Annotated in this window: 12 protein-coding genes; 3 read left to right on the top strand and 9 right to left on the bottom strand. The window is 57.3% G+C overall.

Annotated features, from left to right (window positions below):
* From RCH87_RS08460 to uvrA, 5 genes are all read right to left on the bottom strand, one after another.
* Nucleotides 1-515: RNA methyltransferase (locus RCH87_RS08460; protein ID WP_306516269.1), on the bottom strand; the 515-nt coding region annotated here is incomplete at its 3' end.
* Between the two features lie 205 nt (nucleotides 516-720).
* On the bottom strand, nucleotides 721-1104 hold the full coding sequence (rplT, locus tag RCH87_RS08455) for a 50S ribosomal protein L20 (protein ID WP_021352214.1): 384 nt from the start codon (nucleotides 1102-1104) through the stop codon (nucleotides 721-723).
* Between the two features lie 58 nt (nucleotides 1105-1162).
* Nucleotides 1163-1357: a 50S ribosomal protein L35 gene (gene rpmI / locus RCH87_RS08450; RefSeq protein WP_018120128.1), complete on the bottom strand. Its 195-nt coding sequence runs from the start codon at nucleotides 1355-1357 to the stop codon at nucleotides 1163-1165.
* A gap of 32 nt (nucleotides 1358-1389) precedes the next feature.
* Nucleotides 1390-1911 carry a translation initiation factor IF-3 gene (gene infC / locus RCH87_RS08445; RefSeq protein ID WP_306516270.1) on the bottom strand — a complete coding sequence of 174 codons (522 nt, stop codon included), beginning with the start codon at nucleotides 1909-1911 and terminating at the stop codon, nucleotides 1390-1392.
* Between the two features lie 311 nt (nucleotides 1912-2222).
* Nucleotides 2223-5066: an excinuclease ABC subunit UvrA gene (uvrA, locus tag RCH87_RS08440; protein ID WP_306516268.1), complete on the bottom strand. Its 2844-nt coding sequence runs from the start codon at nucleotides 5064-5066 to the stop codon at nucleotides 2223-2225.
* A gap of 194 nt (nucleotides 5067-5260) precedes the next feature.
* Between uvrA and RCH87_RS08435 the strand changes: the two genes are divergently transcribed.
* From RCH87_RS08435 to RCH87_RS08425, 3 genes are all read left to right on the top strand, one after another.
* Nucleotides 5261-5860 carry an MBL fold metallo-hydrolase gene (locus RCH87_RS08435; protein WP_306516267.1) on the top strand — a complete coding sequence of 200 codons (600 nt, stop codon included), beginning with the start codon at nucleotides 5261-5263 and terminating at the stop codon, nucleotides 5858-5860.
* 147 nt (nucleotides 5861-6007) lie between these two features.
* On the top strand, nucleotides 6008-6838 hold the full coding sequence (locus tag RCH87_RS08430) for a DoxX family protein (RefSeq protein WP_306516266.1): 831 nt from the start codon (nucleotides 6008-6010) through the stop codon (nucleotides 6836-6838).
* A gap of 18 nt (nucleotides 6839-6856) precedes the next feature.
* Nucleotides 6857-9154 (top strand): UvrD-helicase domain-containing protein, encoded by a 2298-nt coding sequence (locus tag RCH87_RS08425; RefSeq protein WP_306516265.1) that lies wholly within the window; start codon nucleotides 6857-6859, stop codon nucleotides 9152-9154.
* Nucleotides 9155-9186: 32 nt separating this feature from the next.
* Here RCH87_RS08425 and RCH87_RS08420 read toward each other — a convergent pair whose 3' ends face one another.
* From RCH87_RS08420 to RCH87_RS08405, 4 genes are all read right to left on the bottom strand, one after another.
* Nucleotides 9187-9690, bottom strand: coding sequence for a universal stress protein (locus tag RCH87_RS08420; protein WP_306516264.1), 504 nt, complete (start codon nucleotides 9688-9690; stop codon nucleotides 9187-9189).
* Nucleotides 9691-9711: 21 nt separating this feature from the next.
* Entirely contained in the window at nucleotides 9712-10182 is a 471-nt protein-coding gene (locus RCH87_RS08415; RefSeq protein ID WP_306516263.1) for a universal stress protein, read from the bottom strand.
* Nucleotides 10183-10257: 75 nt separating this feature from the next.
* Nucleotides 10258-10524: a CoA transferase gene (locus RCH87_RS08410; protein ID WP_306516262.1), complete on the bottom strand. Its 267-nt coding sequence runs from the start codon at nucleotides 10522-10524 to the stop codon at nucleotides 10258-10260.
* A gap of 38 nt (nucleotides 10525-10562) precedes the next feature.
* On the bottom strand, nucleotides 10563-11151 hold a 589-nt coding region (locus RCH87_RS08405; RefSeq protein WP_306516261.1), incomplete at its 5' end, for an acyl-CoA dehydrogenase family protein.

The following is an 11151-nucleotide window of genomic DNA, read 5'->3' as shown; positions in this document are numbered from 1 at the left end:
GTATGAAACAGTGATCCGGCAGACGCGCGGGCGACTTTGTTGGAGTGCGGGTCCACTGTGTGGCCGGCAAAAACGACGCCGTCGGCGCCCAAGGCATCGGAGACACGAATTAGTGTGCCGGCGTTGCCGGGCTCAGAAGTTTCTACCGGCACCGTGAGCAACCGTGGCGAAGATTTAATGATTTTCCCGGCGGAGAACATCACTGGCAAACAGACAGCGAAAATACCCGGGGTCGTGGTGGTTTCGGACAGCAATTTCGCGGCACCATCAGTGATCGGGTGGATATAGACGTCCATAAAACCGGCGGTGGTGACGATGTGCTCGAAGCGCTGCGCGGCCGATTCGGTGACGAAGACATCGGTGGCTGCCCCGGTGGATACCGCGGCGTCGACGGAATTTTCGCCTTCGATGAGGAAGCGCTGTTCTTTTTTCCGTGCTGCGGCGCGGTGGAGCTTCGCAGCGCGGGATACGCGCGGGGTACGTTCGGTAAACGGCTCGGAGAAATCTAGCGTCATGGTGGATTAGTCTACGGGATCGTGATGAATGCAGATTATTGTGTTTACTGTGTGCAGGCCTACTACCCTGCTCGGCGCTCTTTTGAACTCAAGGTTTGAACTCAAGGGCAGTCTCGTAACAGCAAAACGCCCCCGGAGTTTATCCGAGGGCGTGTGGCGCAACAATTGCGTTACGTAGAAACCTGCGCGAAGATGCGCAGATTCTTTATGCGTTTGCCGGTGCGTTGACGTCGGCAGGCAGTGCGGACTTGGCAGCCTCGCAGAGCGCGGAGAAGGTGTCGAAGTCGTTGACAGCCAACTCGGCAAGCATCTTGCGGTCAACCTCGATCTCAGCCAGACGCAGGCCGTGGATCAGACGGTTGTAGGTGATGTCGTTCATGCGAGCTGCAGCATTGATGCGCTGGATCCACAGTTTGCGGAACTCCGACTTACGCGCGCGACGGTCGCGGTAAGCGTAGGTCATGGAGTGCAGCCACTGCTCTTTCGCTACGCGGTAGCGGCGGGAGCGCTGACCCCGGTAGCCCTTGGCGGACTTCAGGATTGTGCGACGCTTCTTTTTGGCGTTAACGGACCGCTTTACTCGTGCCACGGTGAAACTTCCTTAAATCTTGTTGTTGGTACTGATGTGGGATGAAACGAGCGGGCCTTTAGGCCTTGCCAAGCAAACGCTTGATGCGCTTCTGATCAGCCTGAGCAACGTCAACGTCACCCTTCAGACGACGGGTGCGCTTAGAAGGCTTGTGCTCCAGCAGGTGGCGACGATTCGCCTGCTCACGACGCAATTTGCCGGAGCCAGTCTGCTTGAATCGCTTTGCTGTGCCCTTGTGGGTCTTCTGCTTCATGGAGTTTCCTTAATCCCTTAATTGACGGTTCGTTATTTCTTGCCCTTGCGTACTGGACCGAGCACCATGGTCATGTTACGACCATCCTGCTTCGGTTTGGCTTCCACAACGCCGTATTCTGCGACGTCATTGGCCAACCGTTCCAGCAAGCGGAAACCAAGTTCAGGACGCGACTGCTCACGACCGCGGAACATGATGGTTACCTTGACCTTGGAGCCCTTTTCCAGGAAGCGGACAACATTGCCCTTTTTGGTCTCATAGTCATGGTCGTCAATTTTCGGACGAAGCTTTTGCTCCTTGACGACGGTCTGCTGCTGATTCTTCTTGGACTCACGGGCTTTTTGGGCTTGTTCATACTTGAACTTGCCGTAGTCCATGATCTTGGCGACAGGTGGCTTTGCCTTCGGCGCAACCTCAACTAGATCGAGATCGGCCTCGTAAGCAACCTTGCGGGCGTCGTCGGTACGAACGACACCAACCTGCTCACCTTCAGGACCGATAAGACGGACTTCCGGTACTCGAATACGCTCATTAATGCGAGCTTCAGCGCTGATGTGTGACTCCTAAGTTCAAAAGGGGCGAATGAAACGTCTACCCTGCCACAAAGAAGTATCCCCCCAATAAAAACACGCACAGGGGCGCCAACTGCACCCTTTGTGCGTACCTTTACCCGTAGCCAGCCTGCGTGGCGGCATAAGGTGGGAGAAAACTCCACTTGCGACCTAAGTCCCTGGAAGGAACCCTAGGTGGTAGTGCGATTGATCTTAACATAACTTGCCGACGTTGGCAAAACCTCGCTGTCATCGCTGCCAACCCGCCCGCAGTCCTGGAGCCCAGACTTCACTCCAGACCTCAGCCCCAACAATCAGCGTTGCAAAATCTCCGCGAGGAACTGCCCGGTGTGCGATTCCGCGACCTTTGCGACGTCTTCAGGCGTTCCTTGCGCAACCACTGTGCCGCCACCAGAGCCACCCTCTGGCCCCATGTCGACGATCCAGTCCGCAGCCTTGATCACATCCAGGTTGTGCTCAATGATCAGCACCGAATTTCCCTTGTCGACAAGCCCCTGGATCACCAACATCAGGCGACGAATATCTTCGAAATGCAGACCCGTCGTCGGCTCGTCCAGGATATAAATCGTGCGACCATGCGAACGCTTCTGCAGCTCAGAGGCTAGCTTCACGCGCTGGGCTTCGCCGCCGGACAGCGTCGTCGCTGATTGGCCTAAACGCACATAGCCCAGGCCAACGTCGACAAGCGTGGCCAAATAGCGGTGGATCGAGGTGATGGGCTCAAAGAATTCGGCAGCTTCCGAGATCGGCATGTTGAGCACCTCGGCGATATTCTTGCCTTTGTACTGTACCTCTAGCGTCTCCCGGTTATAGCGCGCACCCTGGCAGACCTCGCACGGCACGAAGACATCGGGCAAGAAGTTCATCTCGATCTTCAGCGTGCCTTCGCCCTGACACGATTCGCATCGCCCACCTTTGACGTTAAACGAGAACCGCCCCGGCTTATACCCACGCACCTTGGCCTCTTGGGTTTCAGCAAACAGGTTGCGGATTTTATCGAACACGCCGGTATAGGTCGCCGGGTTAGAGCGTGGGGTTCGACCAATTGGCGACTGGTCGACTTGCACCATCTTGTCCAAGTTGTCGATGCCCTCCACGCGCTTGGCCCGGCCGGGTACCTGTCGCGCGCGGTTGAGCTCGTTGGCCAACGTCTTCGCCAAAATTCCGTTGATGACCGTAGATTTGCCGGAGCCAGATACACCCGTGATGCAGCATAAAACGCCCAACGGGATGGTCACGTTGATGCCGCGCAAGTTGTTTTCGCGGGCTCCCACCACGGTTAGTTGGCGGTCCTTATCCACTGGTCGACGTGATTCCGGCACCGCCAGCACCTTGCGGCCAGACAGATAATCACCGGTCAGTGACTCCGAGCAGCCTTCGATGCCATCCGGTTCACCCTGGTAGACCACCTGACCGCCGTATTCGCCAGCGCGCGGGCCGATATCGACCATCCAGTCCGAAGCGCGAATGGTGTCTTCGTCATGCTCGACGACGATCAACGTGTTGCCCAAATCGCGCAAACGCTGCAAAGTCGCGATCAAGCGGTGGTTATCACGCTGGTGCAGGCCGATCGATGGCTCGTCCAAGACGTACAACACGCCCGCCAAGCCTGCACCAATCTGGGTAGCCAAGCGGATGCGCTGCGCCTCACCACCGGACAGCGTCGATGCCCCACGGTTGAGCGTGAGATAGGTCAGGCCGACGTCGACAAGAAATTGCAGGCGGGCCTGGATTTCTTTCAGCACTGCCCCGGCGATGATCTCGTTGCGGTGGTCGAGTTGCAGAGTATCCAGGAACTGCGTGGCTTCTTCGATCGGCAACGAGGCCAAGCCCGCGATGGATTGCTCCCCGTGCGAGGTCGAAGCCAAACGCACCGCGAGAATCTCCGGCTTTAAGCGCGTCCCCTTGCACTTTTTGCACGGTACCTGGCGGGTATAGGACATGAAGCGATCTTTTTGCGAATCCGATTCTGCGGTATCCAGCTTGCGCCGCACATACCCTGCTGCGCCCTCGAACGGGGCAGTCCAATCACGTTGCCGACCGTAGCGGTTACGGTAGCGCACACGAACTTCGGTCTTCGTGCCGTTAACCAACGCGTCGCGCTGCTGTTTAGTCAGCTGGGAAAACGGTGTTTCCGGGTCGAACTTCAGGGTTTTCGCCAGGCCTTCGACGAGTTTGATGAAATAACGCTGGTTCGGGCTGGCGTACCACGGTTGCACGGCTTTGTTCGCCGGCGCGTCTGGATCCGGAATCAGCAGGTCCACATCAACTTCATGGCGCGAACCTAAACCGTCGCACGACGGGCAGGCGCCGTAGGGCGAGTTAAAGGAGAACGACCGCGGCTCGTATTCATCAATGGTCAAGGCATGGCCATTCGGGCAGGCCGATTTCTCGGAAAACAGCCGGGTGGAATCCGGATCGTCGACAAAATCGATCGTTACCAAGCCGTCGGCAAGCCGCAGTGCGGTTTCCACGGAATCGGTCAGGCGTTGTTTCTGCGAAGCTTTGACCTGCAAACGGTCGACCACTACATCAATATCGTGTTTAATCTGCTTTTTCAGCTGTGGCGGATCGTTGAGCTGATGAATTTCGCCGTCGATACGGGCGCGGGAAAAACCTTGCGCTGCCAGATCGGCAAACAAATCGACGAATTCACCTTTGCGGGTGCGCACCACCGGCGCAAGCACCTGGAATTTGGCTTTTTCTTCATGCGCGAGGACCTGGTCGACGATCATCTGCGTAGTCTGCCGCTCGATCACAGCATCGCAGACCGGGCAGTGCGGGGTTCCCGCACGCGAGAACAACAAACGCAGATAGTCGTAGATCTCAGTGATGGTGCCGACCGTCGAACGCGGGTTGTGGTTCGTCGACTTCTGGTCAATGGAAACCGCTGGCGAAAGCCCCTCGATGAACTCAACATCGGGCTTGTCCATTTGTCCCAAGAACATACGGGCATAGGACGAGAGTGATTCGACGTATCGGCGCTGCCCCTCAGCGAAAATGGTATCGAATGCCAGCGAGGACTTGCCCGAACCGGAAAGCCCGGTAAACGCGATCATCGTATCGCGGGGCAGATCAATGTCCACGCCTTTGAGGTTGTGTTCACGTGCACCTTTGACCACCAAACGGTCCGCCACGGATCCACCAAGCCTTCCCAGAAAATTTACGGATTATATAAGCGTTTATATAAGTTTTTGACTCTTTAAAACTACCAGGCCGCGCGCTTTTCGACGAAGCATAACCGTGGGCACCTATGCCTGCTGACAATCATGCGCAATCTTGTGCGCAGAGCCGTGCGCATTCCCGTGCATTAATCCGTAGACTAGCGCCAATGAGCACACTCTCGTTACATTCCCTGTCCGTTTCCGAGATGGACAACCAATGCTATTTTCTTGTCGACGGTGACGAGGCGTTATTGATCGACGCCGCCGATGATTCCGCGAAGCTGCTGGCTTTCGCCGAAGGGCTCGGGGTCAAGATCACCGCGGTGCTCACAACCCACCGCCACTGGGATCACACGCGTGCGCTCGAAGAGGTACTGGAGGCAACCGGAGCACGCCACTACGCATCGTATTTGGATGCCCCAGCGATCCCAGCCAAGATCGACGTCGAGCTGCACCACGGCGATGTCATCGAATTCGCAGGTGAACAGTACCCAGCGATCATCCTGCGTGGGCACACCCCAGGAGGCGTTGCACTCGCCGCCGTCATCGACGACGTACCTAATCTTTTCGTGGGCGATTCGCTATTTCCCGGTGGACTGGGCAAAACGGAATCCGAAGGTGATTTCGTGCGCCTATTCCACGACGTCAACAGCCGTATCTTCGACCAATACCCTGACGAAACAAAGGTCTGGCCAGGTCACGGAAATCCCACCACGCTGGGCGACGAGCGTCCAAAGCTCGAAGAGTGGTGGGAACGTCGCTGGTAAAAGGTGCAAACGTCGCTGGTAAACCGAGAACCACCCCAGCGTGAGCCAACAGAACGCCTTCTATCATTCCCAGCACACTTTTAAACGTTCTCGGGTAGAATTACCGAGTAGCACTTCTAGCGACTATTACAAGGAGCATTACTAGCTATGATCCGCAAGATTGCACGACCAATGCTGGCTTCGGTCTTCATTATCGACGGTGTTGACGCGCTGCGTAAGACCAACGAACGTGTGGATTCCACCGAAGATTTGATTAAGCGCGTGCGCAAGATTGTCCCAGCTGACATCGCGGACGCTATTCCTAATAGCCCAAAGACCGTCGCACGGGTTCTGGGCGGCACCAAGGTTGGTGCTGGTTCCTTGTTCGCTCTCGGCAAGGCTCCGCGCGTTGCTGCCAGCGTCCTGGCACTGACCACCCTGCCAACTCTGATTTCCCGCGATGCTTTCTGGGCAGCCGACGAAAGCGATGAGCGTCGTGTTCGCCTGAACAACTTCGCTACCTCCTCCGCTCTGCTTGGTGGCTTGTTCATCGCTTCGCAGGACACAGAGGGCAAGCCTGGATTGAAGTGGCGCGCAGAGCACGCTTCGAAGCAGGCTGGCAAGAAGGTTCAGCAGGCGCTGCCAACCCAGTCTGATTCGGAGAAGGCCTTGGAAGAGGCTCGTGAAAAGGCCGCGAACTTCACGGAACAGGCTGGTGACTGGTTCAAGGATTCCAGCGAAAAGGCGCAGGCTTTTGTCAATGACAACAAGGACGACTGGCTGGATTCTGCTCGGTCCAACGCCAAGACCGCCAAGAAGGGTGCCGTTAAGGCAGCCAAGAAGGCGCAGGATAAGGCCAACGACGCGCTGAAGGATGCCGAGAAGAAGCACGGCAAGAAGGCCAAGAAAGCTCGCAAGAACGCCGAGAAGATTCAGGCTAAGGCAGATAAAGCTCTGAGCAAGGCCATGAAGAAGCTCGACAAGAAAATCGATCTCTAAGAAAGAAATTATTTCGCGTTGTCTCCCCGTTTTTCTACGGGACAGCAATCCACGAGTTCAGATAAGTCTGCGGGGCTAAACTCCGCAGATTTTTCTGCAGAACTCGCCGCCGAACAAAGCTATGTTGATGCTTTGTTCGGCATTTTGGATTCAGATGTCTCTCACGCACGTCAGCGTCTCGCCGACGCACAGCTCACGATCGACCCCAGTAATGCCGACTCCGACGCGTTGCTGCGCCGTGAAACCGAGTACCACCGACTGCAGGAAAAGCTCGACCAGCTCAACCTCGCACAAATTGGCTTGGTCTTCGGCCGCATCGACGTCGACACCGACGGAGTCGTCGGCGATAACCCCACTGACGAGGGGCTAGATCGCCGCTATATCGGCCGCATTGGTCTCATGGACCGCAACGATGATTATCGTTCCCTGCTTATCGACTGGCGCGCGCCGATGGCACGGCCGTTTTACTTGGCTACCACCGCGCACCCGGAAGGCGTGCGGGTACGGCGGCATATCCGCACGACAGATCGCGTCGTCAAAGATATTGACGACGAATATCTCTCCGGTGCTGCCCCAGTGGATGCCGATAAAGCAGATGTTGCAGGCGAAGCAGCGCTGCTGCAAGCCATGAATCAAGCGCGCGGCGAGCACATGCAGTCCATCGTGGAAACTATTCAGCGCGAGCAAGACGCGATTATCCGTGATGCCACCCGCGGGGTGCTCGTCGTCGAGGGCGGTCCAGGTACAGGGAAAACCGCGGTGGCGCTGCACCGCGTGGCATATCTGCTTTATACCTGGCGCGAACAGCTCTCCCGCACCGGTGTGCTGATCATCGGCCCGAATCCGAAGTTTTTGAACTATATCTCGCAGGTGCTGCCCGAGTTGGGAGAGACCGGAGTCGTACTCAGTACCATTGGCCGCCTCTACCCTGGTCTGCGCCCCAACCTGCACGAAGATGCTGCCACCCGCCAGGTCAAAGGTTCGTTGCAGATGGTGGACGTGCTCAAAGCCGTGGTGAAGGCATACCAAGGCGCCCCGAAGAAATCACGGGAAATCGTGCTCGACGGAACACCGGTAGAACTCACCCCAGCGATGGTAAAAGCCGCGCGCACCCGGGCACGCCGTTCACGCAAGCCGCACAATGAGGCTCGGGAGTTTTTCACAGAACAGCTGCGCATCGAGCTGGCCAACGCCGTGGCTGCAATCATCGGCCATGACCCCGTAGACGGCGGCAATCTCCTGAACAACGCGGATATTGCTGCGTTACAGGAAGATATTGCCGATGAAGCTGTCATCGACGAGCTTGTCGACGAATTCTGGCCCCAGTTGAGCCCGCGCCAGGTGCTGCGCGAGCTATTACATGACAAGGCGGCATTGAAAGCGGCATGCCGTTCCAACGGCGGCGACGAATTCGTTTCGGCACTTTGGCGTGGCGAGGACGAACAAGCCGAGCGTGGTTGGGCAGAATCCGACGCGGCGCTGTTGGATGAGCTTGCACAACTACTGGGCAGCGGCGACGACGAGCAACAAGCAGCCGCTGATGAACGCGAATGGCAAGAAGCACTCGACGAGGCCGAAGGTGCACTCGATATTCTGGCGACTTCGGAATCAACGGATAATGATGACGTTTTTGAATCCGAGATCCTCTCGGCACACCACGTCATCGATGCCGAAACTTTGGCGCGGCGCCAGCAAGCACGCGATTATCGCACCACTGCTCAACGCGCAGAAGGTGATCGCACCTGGGCATTTGGCCACGTGGTGGTCGATGAAGCACAGGAGCTTTCGCCAATGGAATGGCGCATGGTCTTCCGTCGCAGCCCAAACCGCTGGATGACGCTGGTGGGCGATCCAGCCCAGACTGGTTCACCGGCTGGCAGCGATAATTGGGACGAGGCGCTGGCACCGTTCGTCGACAAGCGCTACCGCCATCACCAGCTGAGCATCAACTACCGCACTCCCGTAGAGATTGCCGAATTGGCCGAAGCGATTGTGCGGCGCATTAAACCGGATGCAGCGGTAGCGCAAGCGATCCGTCACCGCGAAGGCGCGGTGTCGTGGTTGCCGAGTGGCACCGACCCAGAGCTGCTACGCGAAGAACTTGCTGCAGAGTCCGGTGGTGAGCAGCGCAGTTGCGCGATCATCAGCGCCGCCAACGCCACCAAGCACAAGGGACTGGAATACGATCACGTCATCGTCGTGGAGCCAGAAGAAATTATTCAGGCTTCACCGCGTGGTTGGCAGGATCTCTATGTTGCCTGCACCCGTGCGACCCAGACCGTACACATCATTGGTGGATTGGAACTGGATTCTTGAGGCGAAATGTCTTCTGCAAATCCGCGCAAGTTTTAGGCGACGGTGTGCACGATCATCACGTCGCAGTCGGATTGCCGTGCAATATCGGCTGGCACTGAGCCTAAAAGCCGCCCCGTCAACGTATTGATCCCGCGGTTTCCTACCACGAGCAAATCTGCATCGTGGCGGGAGACCACGCTCATCAACGCGGCGACGGGGCTTCCGTTTGCCACCGCACTGCAAGTTTTTTGCGCCCCGAGCCTGTGGGCTTCCGCGATTGCTGGTTGCACGATGGAATTGGCTTGCTGCGCGCCAATCACGGGGTGTTCACTCAAGTTAACGTGGTGTGCCGCATCGTCATCGGGTTCATAATAAGCGCAGGCGATAACCAGTTGTGCATCGAAGGCAGCCGCCAGCCGGGCAGCACGACGTACTGCAAGCAGCGAAGACTGTGAACCGTCGCTGCCGACGACAATGGTGGAATAATCATCGTCCTGTGGCGCGGTGCTGGCGCCGGGTGCGTTGGTGGCTTCGGCGCTAGTGTGCTCAGCTGTCATGGTTCTATACAATCCCGCGTTTTAAGCGTTGCTTTCGGTTGCGTCATCATCATGGTCACTGTTGACTACCAAAACGTCAACGTCGAAACGCCTGGTGACCTCACTCGGGATGCTGCCAAATACGCGCCCGGACAATGTCTTCAGGCCACGGTTTCCGATCACCACGAGGTCCGCCGCTGATTCTTCTACCACCCGGCGCAGCACGGCCACCGGTGCGCCATTCAGGGCGAGCATCTCGATGTCAGTTGCTCCTTCTTCGGTGGCGACGTCGCGAGCATCGCGCAGGATATCGTCGGCAGATTCTCGGTTGATCACTGGCAAAGCGTTGGCGTCGGCTTTGGCGTCAAGAATCATTCCAGATTTCTGATAATAAGCGGACACGATGATCAAGCGCGCGTCGTAGGCCCGGGCCAGGCTGGCGGCCGAGCGTACTGCGTGCAGAGATGAGGCAGATCCATCAGATCCGGTGACGATAGTCGAGTATGCAACCACGTGGGTGATCCTTCCGAGCGCTGGGCAATAATAAAAGTTTAACGTCTCAGATCACGACACATCACTAATTCGGCGCTAAGCCTGACTAATTGTGACCGATGCTATGGTTGCGTTCGCGGTTTGGTTATATTCGCGGTGGTTACGTTCGTGTGCAGAACCAAAGCCGTTGATCGAGGCATGAATCAGCCGTGGCCAGCGTTTTGTGGTTTGCGTCGGATCTAATCCGAATTTCTTCAGGCCACCGGGTTTGAAGTTCTCGATGCCGTCGAGTGGCCCGGTAGCTCGTGCAGAGCTAGGGTTTCCGCTTGCAGCTGCTTCGGTGTAACCATCGTGCGTTGTCATAGGTCGCTGCCTCCTGCCTCCTGCCTACTCCCTGCTCCCTAGCGTGCGTGGAAGGCGCCGACGCCAGTCAGATGGCGACCAATCGTGAGTTGGTGCACCTCATCGGTACCTTCATAAGTGCGCACGGATTCCAGATTGTTCGCGTGCCGCAGTGGTGAATACTCGAGCGAAATACCGTTGCCACCGAGCATGGCGCGGGCCTGGCGGGCAATATCTAGCGCAACACGAGTGTTATCGAGCTTGCCCGTCGAAATCGTTGCCGGTTGCAGCGCTCCGGTGCTGTCTTTCAGCCGCCCAATCTGGTGGGCCAACAGGTAGCCACGATTAATTCCAACGGCCATATCCGCCAATTTGGTTTGCGTGATCTGGAAGTGGCTCAACGGCGTGCCGAATTGCTCGCGCTGCCGGCTGTATTCCAACGCAGCGTTGAAGCTATCGCGCGCTGCCCCCATCACGCCCCAGATAATGCCGTAGCGTGCCTCGTTCAAACAGCGGAACGGGCCACCAAGGCCGACGGCGGTATCTGCTGGCAACATGGCAGACGCTGGCAGACGCACGTCGTCCAGGTGAATTTCGCATTGGATGGAAGCCCTCATCGACATTTTCGGCTCAATGACCTGTGCAGAA

The organism is Corynebacterium sp., from assembly GCF_030826625.1.
Lineage (GTDB): Bacteria > Actinomycetota > Actinomycetes > Mycobacteriales > Mycobacteriaceae > Corynebacterium.
Note: the sequence above shows the minus strand (reverse complement) of the source record. Positions and strands in the feature narration are given on the sequence as shown.